This window comes from Pseudazoarcus sp. NS36 (assembly GCF_059703705.1).
Genome location: NZ_BAAKJA010000005.1, coordinates 246,172 through 265,395, shown reverse-complemented (window position 1 = coordinate 265,395; position 19,224 = coordinate 246,172). Strand labels below are relative to the sequence as shown.

23 protein-coding genes are annotated in these 19,224 nt (G+C 63.4%); 6 read left to right on the top strand and 17 right to left on the bottom strand.

Annotated elements, in window-relative coordinates; all coding sequences use genetic code 11:
• The first annotated feature begins 1 nt into the window (after position 1).
• Positions 2-952, top strand: a complete 951-nt coding sequence (gene prmB, locus AC6H0R_RS10000) for a 50S ribosomal protein L3 N(5)-glutamine methyltransferase (protein WP_497581216.1) — start codon at positions 2-4, stop codon at positions 950-952.
• Between the two features lie 29 nt (positions 953-981).
• Here prmB and iscX read toward each other — a convergent pair whose 3' ends face one another.
• From iscX to AC6H0R_RS09945, 11 genes are all read right to left on the bottom strand, one after another.
• Positions 982-1,176, bottom strand: coding sequence for a Fe-S cluster assembly protein IscX (iscX, locus tag AC6H0R_RS09995; RefSeq protein WP_497581215.1), 195 nt, complete (start codon positions 1,174-1,176; stop codon positions 982-984).
• Positions 1,176-1,514, bottom strand: a complete 339-nt coding sequence (gene fdx / locus AC6H0R_RS09990; protein ID WP_497581214.1) for an ISC system 2Fe-2S type ferredoxin — start codon at positions 1,512-1,514, stop codon at positions 1,176-1,178. The genes iscX and fdx overlap by 1 nt, the downstream gene beginning before the upstream one ends.
• On the bottom strand, positions 1,511-3,379 hold the full coding sequence (hscA, locus tag AC6H0R_RS09985) for a Fe-S protein assembly chaperone HscA (RefSeq protein ID WP_497581213.1): 1,869 nt from the start codon (positions 3,377-3,379) through the stop codon (positions 1,511-1,513). The genes fdx and hscA overlap by 4 nt, the downstream gene beginning before the upstream one ends.
• Positions 3,379-3,912, bottom strand: a complete 534-nt coding sequence (hscB, locus tag AC6H0R_RS09980) for a Fe-S protein assembly co-chaperone HscB (protein WP_497581212.1) — start codon at positions 3,910-3,912, stop codon at positions 3,379-3,381. The genes hscA and hscB overlap by 1 nt, the downstream gene beginning before the upstream one ends.
• Positions 3,913-3,918: 6 nt before the next feature.
• Positions 3,919-4,242 (bottom strand): iron-sulfur cluster assembly protein IscA, encoded by a 324-nt coding sequence (gene iscA / locus AC6H0R_RS09975; RefSeq protein ID WP_497581211.1) that lies wholly within the window; start codon positions 4,240-4,242, stop codon positions 3,919-3,921.
• A gap of 14 nt (positions 4,243-4,256) precedes the next feature.
• A complete protein-coding gene (gene iscU / locus AC6H0R_RS09970; RefSeq protein WP_497581210.1) occupies positions 4,257-4,640 on the bottom strand; it encodes a Fe-S cluster assembly scaffold IscU in 384 nt (127 codons plus the stop codon).
• 30 nt (positions 4,641-4,670) lie between these two features.
• Complete coding sequence (locus AC6H0R_RS09965) at positions 4,671-5,882, bottom strand: IscS subfamily cysteine desulfurase (protein WP_497581209.1); 1,212 nt, start codon at positions 5,880-5,882, stop codon at positions 4,671-4,673.
• Between the two features lie 34 nt (positions 5,883-5,916).
• The gene (locus AC6H0R_RS09960) at positions 5,917-7,065 is read right to left on the bottom strand and encodes a cysteine desulfurase family protein (RefSeq protein WP_497581208.1); all 1,149 of its coding nucleotides are present in this window, start codon (positions 7,063-7,065) and stop codon (positions 5,917-5,919) included.
• An 8-nt stretch (positions 7,066-7,073) separates the two neighbouring features.
• The gene (gene iscR, locus AC6H0R_RS09955) at positions 7,074-7,556 is read right to left on the bottom strand and encodes a Fe-S cluster assembly transcriptional regulator IscR (protein ID WP_497581207.1); all 483 of its coding nucleotides are present in this window, start codon (positions 7,554-7,556) and stop codon (positions 7,074-7,076) included.
• 98 nt (positions 7,557-7,654) lie between these two features.
• The gene (cysE, locus tag AC6H0R_RS09950; protein WP_497581206.1) at positions 7,655-8,467 is read right to left on the bottom strand and encodes a serine O-acetyltransferase; all 813 of its coding nucleotides are present in this window, start codon (positions 8,465-8,467) and stop codon (positions 7,655-7,657) included.
• A gap of 40 nt (positions 8,468-8,507) precedes the next feature.
• The gene (locus AC6H0R_RS09945) at positions 8,508-9,236 is read right to left on the bottom strand and encodes an RNA methyltransferase (protein WP_497581205.1); all 729 of its coding nucleotides are present in this window, start codon (positions 9,234-9,236) and stop codon (positions 8,508-8,510) included.
• A gap of 137 nt (positions 9,237-9,373) precedes the next feature.
• Between AC6H0R_RS09945 and AC6H0R_RS09940 the strand changes: the two genes are divergently transcribed.
• From AC6H0R_RS09940 to AC6H0R_RS09930, 3 genes are all read left to right on the top strand, one after another.
• The gene (locus tag AC6H0R_RS09940) at positions 9,374-10,162 is read left to right on the top strand and encodes an inositol monophosphatase family protein (RefSeq protein WP_497581204.1); all 789 of its coding nucleotides are present in this window, start codon (positions 9,374-9,376) and stop codon (positions 10,160-10,162) included.
• A 77-nt stretch (positions 10,163-10,239) separates the two neighbouring features.
• Entirely contained in the window at positions 10,240-12,771 is a 2,532-nt protein-coding gene (gene mutS, locus AC6H0R_RS09935) for a DNA mismatch repair protein MutS (RefSeq protein ID WP_497581275.1), read from the top strand.
• A 4-nt stretch (positions 12,772-12,775) separates the two neighbouring features.
• A complete protein-coding gene (locus AC6H0R_RS09930; RefSeq protein WP_497581203.1) occupies positions 12,776-13,528 on the top strand; it encodes a fused MFS/spermidine synthase in 753 nt (250 codons plus the stop codon).
• 1 nt (position 13,529) lies between these two features.
• On the opposite strand, the gene dnaQ is transcribed toward AC6H0R_RS09930, so the two are convergent.
• Genes dnaQ through AC6H0R_RS09915 form a run of 3 tightly spaced genes read right to left on the bottom strand, consistent with a single transcriptional unit; the run spans position 13,530 to position 15,449 of the window.
• Entirely contained in the window at positions 13,530-14,249 is a 720-nt protein-coding gene (gene dnaQ / locus AC6H0R_RS09925; protein ID WP_497581202.1) for a DNA polymerase III subunit epsilon, read from the bottom strand.
• Positions 14,250-14,262: 13 nt separating this feature from the next.
• Positions 14,263-14,706, bottom strand: a complete 444-nt coding sequence (rnhA, locus tag AC6H0R_RS09920; protein ID WP_497581201.1) for a ribonuclease HI — start codon at positions 14,704-14,706, stop codon at positions 14,263-14,265.
• Between the two features lie 8 nt (positions 14,707-14,714).
• Positions 14,715-15,449, bottom strand: coding sequence for a class I SAM-dependent methyltransferase (locus AC6H0R_RS09915; protein WP_497581200.1), 735 nt, complete (start codon positions 15,447-15,449; stop codon positions 14,715-14,717).
• Here AC6H0R_RS09915 and gloB point away from each other — a divergent pair.
• Positions 15,448-16,239 carry a hydroxyacylglutathione hydrolase gene (gloB, locus tag AC6H0R_RS09910; protein WP_497581199.1) on the top strand — a complete coding sequence of 264 codons (792 nt, stop codon included), beginning with the start codon at positions 15,448-15,450 and terminating at the stop codon, positions 16,237-16,239. The two genes, AC6H0R_RS09915 and gloB, sit on opposite strands and share 2 nt — an antisense overlap.
• A gap of 6 nt (positions 16,240-16,245) precedes the next feature.
• Here gloB and AC6H0R_RS09905 read toward each other — a convergent pair whose 3' ends face one another.
• The 3 genes from AC6H0R_RS09905 to AC6H0R_RS09895 form a co-directional block, all read right to left on the bottom strand.
• Positions 16,246-17,190 carry a GGDEF domain-containing response regulator gene (locus tag AC6H0R_RS09905; RefSeq protein ID WP_497581198.1) on the bottom strand — a complete coding sequence of 315 codons (945 nt, stop codon included), beginning with the start codon at positions 17,188-17,190 and terminating at the stop codon, positions 16,246-16,248.
• A 188-nt stretch (positions 17,191-17,378) separates the two neighbouring features.
• A complete protein-coding gene (locus AC6H0R_RS09900; RefSeq protein WP_497581197.1) occupies positions 17,379-17,858 on the bottom strand; it encodes an FKBP-type peptidyl-prolyl cis-trans isomerase in 480 nt (159 codons plus the stop codon).
• Positions 17,859-17,869: 11 nt separating this feature from the next.
• Positions 17,870-18,283, bottom strand: coding sequence for a peroxiredoxin (locus tag AC6H0R_RS09895; RefSeq protein ID WP_497581196.1), 414 nt, complete (start codon positions 18,281-18,283; stop codon positions 17,870-17,872).
• A gap of 316 nt (positions 18,284-18,599) precedes the next feature.
• On the opposite strand from AC6H0R_RS09895, the gene lexA reads away from it, so the two are divergent.
• A complete protein-coding gene (gene lexA / locus AC6H0R_RS09890; RefSeq protein WP_497581195.1) occupies positions 18,600-19,214 on the top strand; it encodes a transcriptional repressor LexA in 615 nt (204 codons plus the stop codon).
• The last annotated feature ends 10 nt before the right edge of the window (positions 19,215-19,224 follow it).

The window sequence follows — 19,224 nt, the reverse complement described above, 5'->3', positions numbered from 1 at the left end:
GATGCACGATCAAGACTGCGACGAAAACTGCGACCACCCCGATCACGATCACGTGCATGAGCACGGTCCGCTGGCCGAGCTGGTAACCCTGCGCGACTGGCTGCGTTATGCGGTGACCCGCTTCAACCGCGGCGGCCTGCATTTCGGTCATGGCTGCACGGATGCATATGACGAAGCCGTGTGGTTGCTGCTGCATACCCTGGCCTTGCCGCTGGACCGGCTGGAACCGTTTCTGGATGCCTGCATCACGGCCGAGGAGCGCGAACAGCTGTTTGATGTGATCGAACGTCGTGCGAATGAGCGCATTCCCACCGCCTATCTGGTGAACGAAGCCTGGCTTGGCGACTTCCGCTTCTACGTGGATTCACGTGTGATTGTGCCGCGCTCGTTCTTTGCAGAACTGCTTGGCGACGGCCTTTCGCCGTGGCTGCCGGAGCATGGCGAGGTGCACAACGCCCTCGATCTGTGTACCGGCTCTGGCTGTCTCGCCATCGTGATGGGGCATGTCTTCCCGAACGCCCATGTGGTGGCCGCGGACCTGTCCGAAGACGCACTGGCCGTAGCCCGTCGCAACGTTGAAGACTATGGCATGCAGGATCAGGTCGAGTTGGTGAAGACCGACGTGTTCTCGGGTCTGGTCGGACGGCGCTTCGATCTCATCGTGTCGAATCCGCCCTATGTCACGCGCGAGTCCATGGACGCCCTGCCCGCCGAGTACCTGCACGAGCCACGCATGGCGCTGGCTGCGGGTGAGGACGGCATGGATGTGGTGCGTCACATCATCGCCGGCGCACGCGCACATCTGACGCAGGACGGAGTGCTGGCCGTCGAGGTCGGACACAACCGTGATCTGGTCGAAGCGGCCTTCCCGGATCTGCCCATCGTCTGGCTGCCGACATCCGGAGGCGACGACATGGTGTTTCTGGTGCAGGCAGCAGACCTGCCGCAATGAAAAAACGGCGCCCGCAGGCGCCGTTTTTTTTAGTCCATCTCGTCGATCCAGGCTTGCTGGATGCCTTCGAGGATGCGCTCCCCGCAGTGCTTGGGGTCGTCGTCGAACTCAGGCAGTGCAACCACCCAGTTCATCAGGTCGACAAAATTGACCTTCAGCGGATCGACATCCGGATGACGGTCGGCAAGCTGGATGCCGATTTCCTGTACGTCAGTCCATTTCATCAGTGATGCTCCCGGGCCATGTTGATGGTGTAGCGCGGAATCTCGACCACCAGCGTGGTGTCAGCCACCTTGGCCTGGCAGGACAGGCGCGATTGCGGCTCCAGGCCCCAGGCCTTGTCGAGCAGGTCTTCTTCATCTTCCGTCGCTTCGTTGAGCGAGCTGAAGCCTTCGCGCACGATGACGTGACAGGTCGTGCAGGCGCAGGACTTCTCGCAGGCGTGTTCGATGTCGATGTCGTTGGCCAGCAGGCTGTCGCAGATGGTGGTGCCGGGTTCGGCCTCGATGACCGTGCCGTCGGGGCACAGCTCGACATGCGGCAGTATGATGATCTGGGTCATGTAGTGATCTCGTTTACGTTGCGGCCGGCCAGTGCCGACCGGATGCTCTGGTCCATGCGGCGCGCGGCGAACTCGTCGGTCACGCGCGAGAGATGTTCGATGCCGTCCTTGATGGCGCGGTGGTCTGAGCCTTCACGCAGGCCGCGCAAGTCCGCAATGGCCTGATCAATGACTGAGCGCTCCTCGGCCGACAACAGTTTGCCGTCGACCCACAGCGCATGCTGCGTGGCTTCAATGACGCGGTCGGCTTCGACGACCTGCTCACGCAGGGCGCGCGCGTTCATGTCTTCGCCGGCGTGTTCCATGCCGGCGCGCAACATGTCGGCAATTTCGTCGTCGGAGAGGCCGTAGGACGGTTTTACCGCCACGCTGGCTTCAACGCCGGATGACAGTTCCTGCGCGGACACGGCCAGCAGGCCATCAGCATCGACCTGGAAGGAAACCCGGATGCGCGCAGCGCCGGCGGTCATCGGCGGAATGCCGCGCAGCTCGAAGCGCGCCAGCGAACGGCAGTCCGCCACCAGCTCCCGCTCGCCCTGCACGACATGGATGGCCATTGCAGTCTGGCCATCCTTGAACGTGGTGAATTCCTGCGCACGTGCGATCGGTAGCGTCGAATTGCGTGGCACGACGCGCTCGACCAGGCCGCCCATGGTTTCCAGCCCCAGCGAAAGCGGAATGACGTCGAGCAGCAGCCAGTCATCACCGTCCTGCTTATTGCCGGCCAGCACGTTGGCCTGGATGGCGGCACCCATTGCAACGACGCGGTCAGGATCGAGGTTGTTCAGCGGTTCGCACTGGAAATACTCAGCCACGGCGTGCTGGATCTGCGGCATGCGTGTGGCACCACCTACCATGACCACACCCTTGATGTCCTCGGCCAGAAGATCGGCGTCGCGCAGTGCCTTGCGCACCGGTGCCAGCGTACGCTTGACCAGGTCGGCGCAGAGGCGCTCGAATTCGGCGCGCGAAATCTCGACATCAATGTCTTTGCCGGATGAGAGCGTGGCCTTCACCGACGCCGCTTCTGCATTCGTCAGGGCTTCCTTGGCGGCGCGCGCAGCCGTGAGCAGCGTACGCACATCACGTTCGTCGTTCGGCTCGATGCCGGCGCGCTCGCATACCCATTCGTACAGACGGTGATCGAAGTCGTCTCCGCCCAGCGCGCTGTCACCGTTGGTGGACAGCACCTCGAAGATGCCGCGCGAGAGCTTGAGGATGGAAATATCGAAGGTGCCCCCGCCCAGGTCATACACGGCGTAGACGCCTTCGGAGGCATTGTCGAGGCCGTAGGCCACGGCGGCTGCAGTCGGTTCGTTGAGCAGACGCAGCACATTGAGGCCGGCCAGTTGGGCAGCGTCCTTGGTGGCCTGACGCTGGGCGTCGTCGAAATAGGCCGGTACGGTGATGACCACGCCGCTCAAGTCGCCGCCAAGCGTTGCTTCGGCGCGTTTGGCGAGCGCACGCAGGATGTCTGCCGAAACCTCGACCGGGCTCTTCACGCCCTGGGCCGTGCGGATGCGCAACATGCCTTCGCCTTCGACAAAGTCGTAGGGCTGTGCGGCCGAATGGGTGACGTCACTGCGGCCGCGCCCCATGAAGCGTTTGACCGAAACGATGGTGTTGCGCGGATCCTCGGCCGCGGCGGCCGCCGCGTTGTGACCCACCTCAATGCTGCCGTCAGCGCGGTAACGCACCACGGAGGGAAGGATTACCCTGCCCTGCTCGTCAGGCAGGCAGTCGGTTGATCCGCTGCGCACGGTGGCGACCAGCGAGTTGGTGGTGCCGAGGTCGATGCCTGCCGCAAGCCGATGCTTGTGCGGCTCGGCGGCGAGGCCGGGCTCGGCGATCTGAAGTAATGCCATCAGTTGTCCAGCGCCTCGAGGGCGTCGTCAATTTCGTGTCGGAGCTTGTCGAGGAACATCATGCGGCGCGCAGTATCGGCGGCGGCGGCAAAGTCCTGTGCATCGTCGAGCTGACCTTCCAGCTCGCCAAGCAGCTCGCGCGTCTGGGTACGCAGGCGCTGGTGCAGGTGCTCCAGTTCGCTGGCGTCGGCGGCTGATTCGGCTTCCTCGACGGCTTCACGCCATTCCATCTGTTCCATCAGAAAGGCCGGCGACATCGCGGTGTTGGTTTCCACCCCGACGTCGATCCCGGCCAGTTCGATCAGGTAGCGCGCGCGCGACAGCGGAGACTTGAGCGTACGGAAGGCCTCGTTGACGCGGGTTGCCCACTGCATGGCGCGGCGCCGGTCGGCGTCGGGCAAGTGGGCATGGCGATCGGGGTGAACTCGCGTGTGCAGCTCGTGATACGCCGCCTCAAGCGCCGCCTCCTCAATCCGGAAACGGCGCGGCAATCCGAAAAGCGTGAAGAAGTCCTGCTGCAGGTCGGGAGTCATCAGCGCTCAGACGTTGAAGCTCTCGCCGCAACCGCAAGCGTCCTTGACGTTGGGGTTGTTGAACTTGAAGCCTTCGTTGAGCCCTTCACGCACGAAGTCGAGTTCGGTGCCTTCGAGGTACGGCAGGCTCTTCGGATCGACCACCACGCTCACGCCGTGGCTTTCGAACACGAAGTCTTCAGGCTGCTGCTCGTCGACGAATTCCAGCTTGTAGGCCATCCCCGAGCACCCGCTCGTGCGCACGCCAAGGCGGATGCCAAGGCCCTTGCCGCGCTTCGCGAGGTAATTGCTGACGTGCTGTGCAGCTTTTTCGCTGAGGGTTACACCCATGCTGGTCTCCGTTTTCAGGCTTCGCGCTTCTTTTTGTAGTCGGCCACGGCCGCCTTGATGGCGTCCTCCGCCAGGATCGAGCAGTGGATCTTGACCGGCGGCAGCGCCAGTTCTTCGGCGATCGCGGTGTTCTTGATCTCGAGCGCCTGATCCACGGTCTTGCCCTTGACCCATTCGGTGACCAGCGAGCTCGACGCAATGGCCGAACCGCAGCCATAGGTCTTGAACTTGGCGTCCTCGATGATGCCGTCTGCGCCAACCTTGATCTGCAGCTTCATGACGTCGCCACAGGCCGGTGCGCCGACCATGCCGGTGCCTACGCCGTCGTCGTCCTTGGCGAACGAACCGACGTTGCGCGGGTTCTCGTAGTGGTCCAGAAGTTTTTCGCTGTATGCCATGGTGAATCTCCTTCAGTTACCGGCCGGCTCTCAGTGAGCCGCCCATTGTACGGTATCGAGGTCTACGCCTTCCTGCACCATCTCCCACAGCGGGGACAGTTCGCGCAGCTTGCCGATGCGCTTCCTGAGCAGGTCGATGGTGAAGTCGATTTCTTCGACCGTAGTGAAACGGCCGATCGTGAAACGGATCGAGCTGTGCGCCAGTTCGTCGTTGCGGCCCAAGGCACGCAACACGTAGGACGGCTCCAGGCTGGCCGAGGTGCAGGCCGAGCCGGACGAGACGGCAACATCCTTGATCGCCATGATCAGCGACTCGCCTTCGACATAGGCGAAGGAGATGTTCAGGTTGTGCGGCACGCGGTGTTCCACGTCGCCGTTCACGAACACGGCTTCCATGTCGCTGAAGCCGTTCATCAGGCGGTCACGCAGCGTGCGGATACGCTCCATCTCGCTGTCCATCTCGACGCGTGCAAGGCGGAAAGCCTCGCCCATGCCGACGATCTGGTGCGTGGCCAGCGTGCCCGAGCGCAGGCCGCGCTCATGGCCACCGCCGTGCATCTGCGCTTCCAGGCGCACGCGCGGCTTGCGGCGTACGTACAGCGCGCCGATGCCTTTCGGGCCGTAGGTCTTGTGGGCCGAGAAGGACATCAGGTCGACCTTCAACGTGTTCAGGTCGATGGCGACCTTGCCGGTGGCCTGCGCGGCATCGACGTGGAACACGATGCCCTTGTCGCGACAGAGTTCGCCGATTTCGGCAATCGGCTGCACCACGCCGATTTCGTTGTTGACCATCATGATCGAGATCACGATGGTGTCCGGGCGGATCGCGGCCTTCAGCACGTCGAGGTCGACCAGACCGTTCTCCTGCACGTCGAGATAGGTGGCTTCAAAACCCTGACGCTCGAGCTCGCGCACGGTATCCAGCACGGCCTTGTGCTCGGTCTTGAGCGTGATGATGTGCTTGCCCTTGCCTTGATAGAAGTTGGCCGCGCCCTTGATGGCGAGGTTGTTCGATTCCGTTGCGCCCGAGGTCCACACGATTTCGCGCGGATCGGCACCGACCAGCGCAGCGACTTCTCCGCGCGCGTCTTCGACGGCCTTCTCGGCTTCCCAGCCGTAGGCGTGCGAGCGGCTTGCCGGGTTGCCGAAATGCTCGGTCAGCCAGGGAATCATCTTCTCGGCGACGCGCGGATCGACCGGCGTAGTGGCCGAATAGTCGAGATAGATCGGGAACTTCAGCATCGTGTTTCTCCGTAAAACCGGGTGTTGTCGTGGTTCAGACCGCAATCGCGGCCAGATTTCTCAGTTCCTGCACCTGTCGGGCAAACCCGACGGTAAAGCGTTCAATGTCGTCTGCAGTGGTGTCGCGGCCGAGGCTGACGCGTACTGCATTACGCGCCAGATCGGCATCGATGCCCATCGCCATCAGCGTGTGCGAAGGCTCTGGATTCGCGCTGGAGCAAGCCGAGCCGCTCGCGCAGGCAAAACCGGCCCGGTCGAGCTTTGCGACCAGTGTTTCGCCGTCAATGCCGTCAATGGCGAAAAAGCTGGTATTCGGCAGCCGATCGGCCTTCATGGCGAAAATGCGTGCCCCCAGCCCGGCTAGCGAGGTTTCGAGCTGCTCGCGCAGGTTTGCCAGACGTCGGGCTTCCGCTTCGACACGCGCTACTGCAAGCTCGCAGGCCACGCCAAAGCCAACGATGGCCGCAATGTTCTCGGTGCCGGACCGCAGCCCGCGCTCCTGCCCGCCACCAGCGATCAGCGGTGCAAGCTCTACGCGCTTGTCGGCAATCAGTGCGCCAGCGCCCAGCGGGCCGCCGATCTTGTGCGCCGAAACGGTCATGCCATGCACGCCGAGGCTGCGGAAATTCACTGCGATCTTGCCCAGCGCCTGCACCGCGTCGGTATGGAACCAGGCTCCCGCTCCGCTCGCTTCCGTTGCAAGGCGATCAATGGCCTGCAGCACACCGGTTTCATTGTTGGCGAGCATCACCGACATGATGGCCGGCTTGGCTTGCAGCACATCGGCCCAGTCAGCTGCGTCGATACGTCCCGCGGCATCCACCGCGATTTCGCGCAAGCTCCAGCCGGCACGGCGCAATTGCTTCGCCGGCTCACGCACACAGGGGTGCTCAATGGCACTCACCGCGATGAGACCCGGTTTGCGACAGGCGGCGACACCCTTGATGAACAGGTTGTTGGCTTCCGACCCGCCACTGGTGAACAGCACCTCGGTAGCGTGTGCGCCTGTGGCCGCAGCGACTTGCGCGCGCGCCTCGTCAATCGCGGCGCGCGCCTGACGACCGTACTCATGCCGGCTCGACGCATTGCCGAAGCGGGCATCGAGCCACGGCAGCATGGCCTCGCGCACGGCCGGATCAAGCGGCGAGGTGGCGTTCCAGTCGAGATAGGTCGGCGCAAACATGGTGTGCCTCAGACCGCTGCGGCCTCGCGCAGCGAGATCGTTGCGCGACGGCGTACGTCCTTGATGACGTTCACTTCGGGATCCGCCTTGATCTCCTGATTGACCAGCGCGGCCAGCGTCACCGAGTCAAGGTACTCGTACATGCGCTTGTTCAGGTTGGTCCACAAGTCGTGCGTCATGCAGCGGTGTTCGTCATGACAGTTCTGTTTGCCGCCACACTGCGTGGCATCCAGAGGCTCGTCCACGGCGACGATGATGTCGGCCACGGTGATGCCGCCCATGTCACGCGCCAGCCGATAGCCGCCGCCGGGGCCGCGTACGCTGGAAACCAGTTTGTAGCGGCGCAGCTTGCCGAAGAGTTGCTCAAGATAAGAGAGCGAGATCTTCTGACGCTCGGCGATGCCCGCCAGGGTGACGGGCCCTTCGCCTTCACGCGCTGCAAGATCGATCATCGCAGTGACCGCGAATCGGCCTTTGGTGGTCAGTCTCATGGTGGATCCTCGTGCTGTGCAGCGGGTCGGGTGAATACCTGATGGTTTCGGTCAACTATACGGTTCCCGACAAAAACGGTCAACTTCTACAACCCGCGTCAATCCACCATTTTCGATAGGCGGCCAGCATCGAAATCATCATCTTTTTCAATCGTCTGATCGATCTGGATACCGGCTTTTTGCAGCCGTTCGACGAGCAGATGGAAGCGCTTGTCGGTCTCGACAGTGTGATCAAGCAGCGCATGCAGTGCCTTGGCCAGCGGATCATCCATGCCGCGCGTGACGCCGTAGGCTGAAAAGCCGATCTGCTCGGCCTTCTTCTCGCGTTCGGCATCACGTTCGTCGCGTTCCTCCTTGCGTTCGGTATCGAGAATGCGTGCCGGGTTGCCGACCGCCGTGGCGCCCGCCGGAACAGGTCGGATCACGACGGCATTTGAACCGATCTTGGCGCCATCGCCCACTTCGAACCCGCCCAGCACCTTGGCGCCGGCACCGACCACTACGCCCTTGCCCAAGGTCGGGTGGCGCTTGGCTCCGCGGTACAGGGAGGTGCCACCGAGCGTGACGGCCTGATAGATGGTGCAGTCGTCCCCGACCTCGGCGGTTTCGCCGATGACAACTCCCATGCCGTGATCGATGAACACGCGACGGCCAATGACCGCGCCTGGGTGAATCTCGATGCCCGTCAGAAAGCGGCTCATGTGGCTGACAAAGCGCCCCAGCCAGTACAGCTCGTGCGTCCACGCCCAGTGCGCAAAACGATGCATTGCCAGCGCATGCACGCCGGGATAGCAGGTCAACACCTCCCAGGTCGAACGCGCGGCGGGGTCGCGTTCGCGAACACTGGCGAGATCTTCACGCAAACGGCTGAACATGGACGGTGTCTCCCGGAAAAGCGCTCTGACGCCCATAGCTGCGGGCGGAGCGGGACAATTTCAATAGTCGAGTATTTTAATCAGGTTTGCGCTGCAATGCAGCCACGATGCCGCGCAGGATGTTGATCTCGTCGCGTTCCAGGCGAATGCGTCCAAACAGGCGGCGCAGGCGTGGCAGCAGGCGCCGAGAGGTGGCCGGGTCATAAAAGCCCGAGTCACGCATGGCTTCTTCAAGATGGCCGTAAAAGCCTTCGACATCCTCAAAGCGAGCGGCGTCTTCCGGCGGCACTTGCGGCGCGGATTCGTCAAGCGCAGCCAGCCGCAACTCATAGCAAAGCAGTTGCACAGCGGCCGCGAGGTTGAGCGAGGAATACGCCGGGTTGGCCGGGATCGTGACCGGCATGCCGCACAGCGCCACCTCGTCGTTGGTAAGGCCGCTCGATTCGGTGCCGAACACCAGCGCCACGTCGCCCCCTAAGGCATAGCGCACCAACTCGGGCGCGGCTTCGCGCGGCATCAGCAACGGTAGCGACAGCTCACGTCGACGCGCGGTGAGCGCGGCCGAGAACACCGTGCCTTCGAGTGCATCCGCCAGTGTCGGCACGACCTTGGCGGCGTTGAGCACATCGAGCGCGCCAGACGCGCGTGCGTCGGCGACCGGGTCTGGAAAGGAGTCGGGAGAGACCAGCACGAGGCGTGACAGCCCCATGGTTTTCATTGCGCGCGCAGCGGCGCCGATGTTGCCGGGGTGGCTGGTGCGCGTGAGCACCACGCGAATGCGGTCGAGAAGCGAAGAGTCTTGCATCGGATACCTGATTCAGGTGCTACGGCGCCGTATTCGGGACCGTGCGGAGGGGGTTTGCGGTTAGAATGCGCGGCTATCCGAGATCATCATTTCTGCGGCTTCCAATGGTGAATCCGCAGCAACCGAGAACCCGTTCCATGCATCCGACCCTGAACATCGCCGTCAAGGCAGCCCGCCGCGCCGCGAGTGTGATCAACCGCGCTTCCACGCAACTCGATCTGCTCACCGTGCAATCGAAATCGCCCAATGATTTTGTCACCGAGGTCGATCGCGCTGCCGAAGGCGCAATCATCGAAGTGCTGCGCGAGTCCTATCCGGAGCACGCGATTCTAGCAGAGGAGTCGGGCCGCTCCGGCGACAGCGAGTACTGCTGGATCATCGACCCGCTCGATGGCACGACCAACTTCATCCACGACTTTCCGCAGTACGCGATCTCGATTGCGCTGGCGCGCAACAACGTGCTCGAACAGGCGGTGGTCTTTGATCCCGTGCGCAACGAGTTGTTTACCGCCTCCAAAGGCGGCGGCGCTTTTCTGAACGACCGCCGCATCCGTGTCTCGCGTCGCATCAAGCTGATGGATTCGCTGATCGGCACGGGTTTCCCGTTCCGTCAGAACGACAATATCGAAGCCTATATCGGTGCCTTCCGCGAGCTGTCGCAGAAGACCGCCGGTATCCGCCGCCCCGGTGCGGCGGCGCTGGATCTGGCCTATGTCGCCTGCGGCCGCCTGGACGGATTCTGGGAAGCCGGTCTGAGCAGTTGGGACATGGCGGCCGGCGCGCTGCTGATCATGGAAGCCGGCGGTCTGGTGTCCGACTTCGCCGGTGAAAGCGCCTACCTCGACACCGGTCGCCTGGTAGCCGGTACGCCGAAGGTCTTCGCACAACTGCTGCCGATCGTGCAATCGCACATGGGCAGCAACTGAGCGCCCTGCCCGCCTTGACCCGAGACGCCGCCAAACCCGCCTTCGACGAAGCCTCCATCGCCGGCCATACGCCGATGATGCAGCAGTACCTGCGCCTCAAGGCCCAGTACCCCGACCTGATGTTGTTCTATCGCATGGGGGACTTCTACGAGCTGTTCTTCGAGGATGCCGAGAAGGCCGCACGTCTGCTCGACATCACGCTGACCACACGCGGCCAGTCCAGCGGCCAGCCGATCAAGATGGCGGGCGTGCCCTTCCACGCGGTCGAGCAGTATCTGGCGCGCCTGGTGAGGATGGGCGAATCGGTGGTGATTGCCGAGCAGGTTGGCGAGCCCGGCGCCACCAAGGGGCCGATGGAGCGCGCGGTCAGCCGCATCGTCACGCCCGGTACGCTCACCGACGCGGCACTCCTCGATGACCGCCGCGACGCTCTGCTGCTGGCGCTGACCCTGCAACGCGGCACGTTGGGTCTGGCCTGGCTGAACCTCGCCAACGGCGATCTGCGCGCCATGGAATGCCCGGCCGAGCAGTTGCAGAGCCAGTTCGAGCGCTTGCGCCCGGCCGAGGTGCTCATTCCCGATGGTCTCAGCCTGCCGTTTCTCAACGCCCTCACCCCGCCGCCGCGTCGGCTGCCCGAATGGCAGTTTGATGCAGGCAACGGCGCACGCCTGCTGACCGGCCACTTCGGCACGCAGGACCTGGCTGGCTTCGGCGCCGAGGGGCTCGACACCGGGCTGGCTGCACTCGCCGCGCTCTTCGAGTACGCGCGCGGCACGCAGCGCCAGACGCTGGAACACGTCACTACCCTGCACGTCGAACGCGAATCGGCGTATCTGCGTCTCGATGCGGCCACACGCCGCAATCTCGAACTCACCGAAACCCTGCGCGGCGAAGCCTCGCCCACCCTGCTCTCCTTGCTCGATTGCTGCGCCACCAGCATGGGCTCACGCTGGCTGCGTCATGCGCTGCATCACCCTTTGCGCGACCGCGGGAGCGCGGGCTTGCGTCACGCTGCCGTCGCGGCGCTGATCGGCGAAGGTGATGGACGCTGCCTGGGTGACGTACGTACGGCGCTCAAGGGCATTGCCGACGTAGATCGCATCACGGCCCGCGTAGCCTTGCGCAGCGCGCGTCCGCGCGATCTGTCGGCCCTGCGCGATGCGCTGGCCGCCCTGCCCTCGCTGCAGGCTGCCATCGGCGAATCGGACTCCGAACTGCTGTCGGGCGTACGCGCCGACATCGCCCGCCCGGATGGCGCTTTCGAGCTGTTGTCGCGCGCCATCGACGTCGAACCGGCCGCCATGGTGCGCGACGGTGGCGTGATTGCGCCGGGCTTCGACGCCGAACTGGACGAGTTGCGCGGCATCCAGAGCAACTGCGGCGAATTCCTGATGGCGCTCGAAGCGCGCGAGCGCGAGCGCAGCGGCATTGCCGGCCTGAAGGTCGAATACAACCGTGTGCATGGTTTCTACATCGAGGTCAGCCGCGCCAATTCGGACAAGGTTCCGGACGATTACCGCCGCCGTCAGACGCTGAAGAACGCCGAGCGCTACATCACGCCCGAGCTCAAGGCCTTCGAGGACAAGGCCTTGTCCGCGCAGGATCGTGCATTGGCGCGTGAGAAGATGCTGTACGAAGAGGTGATCGAGGCGCTGGCCGGTGAGATCCCGCCGCTGCAACGCATCGCGCGCGCATTGGCCCTGCTCGACGGGCTCGGCGCCTTTGCCGAGATCGCGCTGCGTTACAACTACAGCCGGCCCGTGTTCGTTGATCAGCCGGGCCTGGAGATCGAGCGCGGGCGACACCCGGTGGTCGAGCGCGAAGTCGACAACTTCATCGCCAACGACTGCCGGCTTGGCCCCACGCGTCGCATGCTGATGATTACCGGCCCGAACATGGGCGGTAAATCCACCTTCATGCGGCAGGTTGCGCTGATCGCGCTGCTGGCGCATGTTGGCGCTTTCGTGCCGGCCGCTGCCGCGCGCATCGGCCCGACGGACGCGATCTTCACGCGTATCGGTGCTTCCGATGACCTCGCCTCCGGGCGCTCGACCTTCATGGTCGAGATGACCGAAGCCGCAGCTATCCTCCACGGCGCCACCGAACACAGTCTCGTGCTGATGGACGAAATCGGCCGTGGCACCTCGACGTTCGACGGCCTGGCGCTGGCGTTTTCGATTGCGCGTCACCTGCTCGCCAACAATCGCTGCCAGACGCTGTTTGCAACGCACTACTTCGAGCTGACGCGTCTCAACGCCGATTTCTCTGAATGCGTGAACGTGCATCTGGACGCGGTCGAGCACGCCCACCGCATCGTCTTCCTGCATGCCGTCGAAGAAGGCCCTGCGAGCCAAAGTTACGGGATCGAAGTAGCCGCGCTGGCCGGCGTGCCGGCGCCGGTCATCCGCGAGGCGCGCAAACGCCTGCGGGCGCTGGAAAACCGTGAGATCGGTGGAGGCCCGCAATCGGACCTGTTTGCCGACCTGCCCGACGACGAACCCGAAGCCCTGTCCCACCCGGCGCTGACCGCACTCGACGAAATCGACCCCGACAGCCTCACCCCGCGCGATGCGCTGGAACGGTTGTACCTGCTCAAGCGCATGCTCTGAAACCGTGGCGACCCAGATTGATGTGAGCGAGGAAGCCGGCGTGCGTTATCTGCACTTCGGTTCCGACTGGATTCAGGGTGCAATGCGCCTGCAGGATCCGAACGCGCTGGAACTGCAATACACGCGCGAAATGATGGCCGGCCTGCTGCTGCGCGACGAAGACTGGCCGCGCACCGCGCTGGCCATCGGGCTGGGCGCTGCGTCGATGACGCGCTTCATCTACCACCACTGCCCGCAGACGCGCTTGAACGTGGTCGAGATCGAGCCGCGCGTGGTGGCCGCGGCGCGCCACTTCTTCGAGTTGCCCGAGCCTGATCTGCGGCTGACGGTGGAGATCGGGGATGGCGCCGAATACATCCAGCGCGGGGAGCGCCGCTTCGACTACATTCTGGTGGATGGCTACGACGCCAAGGCGCGCAGCGGCGCGCTCGATACGCCGGCCTTCTACTCGGCCGTGCGGGCGAGACTGAGTCCACGCGGGTTGATGGCGGTGAATCTGTTCGGCAGCGCGCGTGGTTTCGATGCCAGCCTGGCGCGCATCTGCGACGCCTTCGGTGATCGTGTGCTGGCCTTCCCGTCGTGCGACAGCGGTAACGTCATCGTTTTTGCGGCGGCCGGTGAAGCCATAGCATTGCCACTGGCCGACATGCGCGAACGCGCGCGGGCTCTGAAGGCACGTACCGGTCTTGATCTGCTGCCCACCATCTCACGGCTGGAACAGGCAGGTCAGGTGCCGGGCGGCACCCTGATGTTCTGATTCAGGTCTTTGCCTCAGCTTCTGCGGGCGTCCACAAGCAGCGCCCTCCCGAAGCCTTGGCGACTTCAGCCAGCACGCGCTGGTGGGCTTCGAGCTCACTGCTGTCGGCGCGTAGCACCTTCAACGGTGGACGCTCAGTCAGCACCACGCCCGAATCGCTCGCGTGGGTTGGGCCGGCATCGTCCAGCCCGATGATCAGGCTCTCCTGGCCGCGCGTCATGGCCAGATAGACCTCCGCCAGAATCTCCGCGTCGAGCAGCGCGCCGTGCAGCGTACGGTGGCCGTTATCGATCTCGTAGCGGTCGCACAGCGCGTCAAGCGAGGCCTTCTTGCCGGGGTTCTGCTCCTTGGCCATGCGCAGCGTGTCGACCACGCCGGCGCAGATGGCCGCGAGCTTCTGCCGCCCCAGTCGCGACAGCTCGTTGTCGAGGAAGCCGACGTCAAACGGTGCGTTGTGGATCACCAGCTCGGCGCCCCGCACGAACTCTTCAAACTCCTCGGCAATGTCCGAAAACTTCGGCTTGTCCGACAGAAAATCCAGGCTGATGCCGTGCACGGCTTCGGCCTCGACGTCGATCTCGCGCTCGGGGTTCAGATACACGTGATAGTGCCGGCCGGTGAGGCTGCGGTTGACCATCTCCACGCAGCCGATCTCGATGACGCGATGGCCGTTGCGCCAGTCCAGGCCGGTGGTTTCGGTGTCGAGCAGGACTTGTCTCATGGCGGCTTCTCCCTCAGCTGCTGCGGACCGATTCGACGCCGCGACGTGCCAGTGCGTCGGCCCGCTCGTTCTCGACGTGACCGGCGTGACCTTTCACCCATAGCCATTCGATCTTGTGCGCGCTTGCGGCGCGATCAAGCTCCTGCCACAGGTCGGCGTTCTTCACGGGCTCCTTCGAGGCCGTTTTCCAGCCGCGCGCCTTCCAGCCGTGAATCCACTCCGAAATGCCTTTCTGCACGTACTGGCTGTCGGTGTGCACGCGTGCGGACACCGGCCGCTTGAGCAGCTCCAGCGCGCGGATCACGGCCAGCAGCTCCATGCGGTTATTGGTGGTATGGGCTTCGCCGCCCCAGATTTCCTTCTCGTGCGGTCCGGTGCGCAGAATGGCGCCCCAGCCGCCGGGGCCGGGGTTACCGCTGCAGGCTCCGTCCGTGAAGATGTCGACGCTGTCCGTCATGCCTTGCCTTATGTCCTGTTCTTGTGTGCGATGCGCCGACCACGCGCAATGGGCGCCAATGCCTTCGCAGGTACCTTGCGGTCGCGCCATTTCGGGGTGATCAAACGCATGCCCTGCATGCGCTTGACGGCGTGAATCACGAAGAAGCCACCGCACACCGGCCACCAGCGCTTGCCGGCACGTTCCATGAACTGCCAGCGCTCCTGCCACTTGGGCGAGCGCGCAGGTGGCGCGTGACAGCCGAAGCGGGTGGCCTCGATTTCAAAGCCCAGCAGTGTAAGCCAGTCGCGCAGACGCGGAACCGAAAAGTAATGCCCTCGCCAGGGGTGGTTGCCGCGGCTGCGGGAACACAGCCGGCGCACGCCAAACAGACTGAACGGGTTGAAGCCAACAATGACAATGCTGCCATCGGGCACCAGCACGCGTTCAATCTCGCGCAGGATATGGTGCGGATTACGCGCGAACTCCAGCACGTGTGGCAGCACCACCAGATCGAGGCTGGCCGTCGCAAACGGCAACTCGTTCGGGTTGGCGAGCACGGCTGCGGTTTCGTTCTGATCGCAGGCGAAACGGTGGGAGATGCGATTGGCGCGCAGCAGGTCGTGCGTTGGCAGCCCCACCTGCAATGCGTTATAACCAAACACATCAGCCACCAGGGCGTCGATGCATTCCTGCTCTCGCGTGAGCACGTATCCGCCCTGGGGACTTACGAACCATTCCGACAGGCTTGCATGGGACGACATGAATTTTCCTGCTTCCGGTAACGGCGACCTTGCCGTATTGCCGCTTCCCGCCTTCAACGACAATTACATCTGGGCCCTGCGCCGCGGCAATCTGGCCGTGGTGGTTGATCCGGGCGATGCCCAGGTGGTTGAAGACTGGCTCGCGCGCGACGGCATCGACCTTACCGCAATTCTGATTACGCATCATCACAGCGATCACACCGGCGGGATTGCTGCCTTGACGGCGCAGCGCGATATTCCGGTCTATGGCCCGGCTGCACATGATATTCGTGGGGTTACTGCTGGGGTTTCAGAGGGCGACCTGATCGCCTTGCCGGAGCTTGGCCTGCACTTTGAGGTGCTCGAAGTGCCGGGCCACACCGCGACACATATCGCCTTTCTCGGTCACGACATGCTGTTTCCGGGCGATACCCTGTTTTCTGCGGGCTGTGGGCGTTTGCTGGGCGGCACGGCAGAGCAGCTGCATGCTTCGCTTGAGCGCCTGAAGCAGTTGCCGGGCAATACGCGGGTGTACTGCACGCATGAATATACGCTGTCGAATCTGAAGTTTGCACGTGCGGTAGAGCCGGGCAATGCCGAGCGCGATGCCTGGTTCAAGCACTGCGAGGCATTGCGCTCGGCAGGCAAGCCCACGCTGCCAAGCTCCATAGAGCGCGAATGCGCGATCAATCCGTTTCTGCGTACCGAGAAGCTCGAAGTGATTACGCGTGTGACGGAGCACACAGGCGCGCGGCCACGCGACACGCAGGATTGCTTCACCCGTTTGCGGGCCTGGAAAGACAACTTCTGAGCGGTTTCAGTCGGCCTGAACGATGCGGTCACGCCCGGCGTGCTTGGCCTTGTACAAGGCCTCATCCGAGACGGTGATGAGCATTTCATGGCCCGCCTCGTCACCGCGCTCCGGCACGGCGGTGGCGACTCCGATGCTGATGGTCAGGAAAGGCGATACCGACGAGTAACCATGGGGAATCGCCGCTTCCCGAACAGCCGCGGCCAGGGTGTTTGCGACCTGGATTGCGCCTTCGGAATCGGTTTCCGGCAGGACCACGGCAAACTCTTCGCCGCCATAACGCGCGACCAGATCAGAGGGGCGCTTGAGCGAAGTCTCCAGCAAGCGCGCCAGATCCTTCAGGCACTCATCCCCGGCGAGATGGCCGTTGCCGTCATTGAAAGGCTTGAATTCGTCCACATCAATGAGCAGCAAGGACAGCGGATGTCCACCGCGCGCGGCGCGGCGCCATTCATGCCGCAATGATTCGTCAAAACGCCGCCTGTTGGCCACGCCGGTCAGGCCGTCGATGGCGTTCAGGCGCTCCAGCTCCTGATTGGCTTCGTCGAGCTTGCGGGTCAGCTGGACCAGCGTGGCGCGCATCGTGGAAATGCGCCGCATCGCATCGACCTTTGCCCGCAGCACGATCTCGGAAACCGGCTTGATCAGGTAGTCGTCACCGCCGGCTGCGATGCCGTGGGCGAGGTCTTCATCGTTGGCGCGTGCAGACAAAAAGATGATCGGGGTCCATTCGACCCCCTTTTCGCGCTTGCGAATGCTCCGTGCCACATCGAAACCGTCCAGGTCCGGCATGATCACATCGAGCAGCACGAGATCGGGCTTTTCCCGCATGAAGGCCTTGATGCCTTCCTCGCCGTTGCGCGCATGTACGGTGGAAAGCCCCATCTTGCCAAGCATCTGACAAATCAGCGTTGCGCTGGTGACGGTGTCCTCTACGACCAGTACCTTCATGCGGTGACTTGATCCACTGGGCTGTTTCCCTTGATTGGTGGCGAATTGTGCCATACCAGTCAGTCCCGACAGCGACACACGGCCTCGGTCGTGACAAAAACCACGCTCCTCACGTGGGAGTCACCGCGATGCTTGCAAACCAACAAAAAAGGCCGCTTTCGCGGCCTTTTGATTAACGCTGGTGCAGCTCAGTGATGATGGCCGCCGGCGCCATGCACGTGACCGTGCGAGAGCTCTTCAGCGGTGGCTTGACGCACATCGGCGATCTTGCCGTCGAACACCAGCGACATGCCAGCCAGCGGGTGGTTGCCGTCAACCACGACCTTGCCGTCCTGGATGTCGGTGATGCGATAGACCATATCTTCCTCACCGTCTTCACCGACACGCTCGAAGGCCATGCCGACCTCGATGTTCTCGGGGAACTGCTCGACGCCTTCGATCATGACGAGCTCTTCGTCGTAGTCGCCAAAAGCGTCTTCCGGTTGCAGCTTGAGGGTGAAGCTCTCACCGGTGCTCTTGCCGTGCAGCGCTTCCTCGATGATCGGGAAAATGCCGTCGTAGCCGCCATGCAGATACACCAGCGGGTTCTTGCCGTCGTCGATGAGGTTGCCGTCGCTGTCGGTGACCTTGTAGTCCAGCGTGACAACGGTGTTCTTGATGATTTGCATGTGGGTTCCGTTCAGAGTTTGCTGAGGGTTTGCAGAACTTCAGCAACGTGGCCACCGGGTGCGACGCTGCGAAAGATGTGGCGGATGACGCCCTGCTTGTCGATGATGAAACTTGTTCGTGTCACGCCGGGACGGACAACGCCGTCGGCCGTACGCGACTCCCATACACCGTAGCGTCTGCAGATTGCGACGTCCTCGTCGGACAGCAAACGCACCGACAGACCATGCAGGTCGCGGAACTCGGCGTGCGTCAGGCAATCGTCCGGGCTGACGCCAAGCACGCTGCAATCGAAGCGCTCGAAATCATCCACGTGATCACTGAAATCAACCGCCTGACGGGTACAGCCAGGAGTGTTGTCACGCGGATAGAAGTACAGCACCAGATTGCGTTTGCCATGCATGGCTTCGAGCTCGAAGACTTCCATGTCGGCATCGGGCAGAGCGAAATCCGGGGCCCGATCACCGACTTGCAGTGCCCGAGCCTCCTGACGTCGGCGAGATTCTAGCCCGGAACGGGCCTGAACTCCAGGTAAACGGACCGCAGCTTGGACTGGCATGGTGGTCTCCTCCAGCCCTGATGCGTACCAGGGCTTGTCCCGAGTGGCCAAACACAACACACCCTAAGAGATAGACCAGGCGGCTTGCCTCCTCAAGCCGGTCAGTGCCGCAGACGCGTCTTGCGGGATGCCGATAACTGTTTAAAATTACAGTCTCTCAAACCGATCCAGGACAGGTCTTCGCATGCCCTCTTCCGACCGCGCATTGACCGCACGTCAGCAGGAAATCCTCGACTTCATCCGCGATACCGTCAGCGCCAGCGGCCGTCCGCCCACTCGGGCCGAGTTGTGCACGGCCTTCGGTTTTCGCTCGCCCAATGCCGCCGAGACCCATCTTCGTGCGCTCGCTGCCAAAGGCGCCATCGTGCTGGAAGAAGGCCGTGCGCGCGGCATCCGTCTGGCCGACGGGGGTGGTTTGCCGCTGATCGGTCGGGTGGCTGCCGGTTCGCCGCTGCTCGCCATCGAACACGTCGAATCACGCCATGCCATCGATCCCGCGCTGTTCTCGCCGCGCGCCGACTACCTGCTGCGCGTGCGCGGCATGAGCATGCGCGACGCCGGCATTCTGGATGGCGACTTGCTTGCCGTGCATGCCACGCCCGAAGCGCGCGGCGGCCAGATCGTGGTCGCGCGCGTGCAGGACGAGGTCACGGTCAAGACCTTCCGCCGGCGTGGCGCCATCGTTCAGCTGCTTCCGGCCAACGCCGAGTTCGCGCCCATCGTGGTCGACACCCGGCGCGAGACGCTGGCCATCGAAGGCGTGGTGGTCGGCCTGATCCGCAACGGGCTGCCGGCCTGATCCGGGAGAT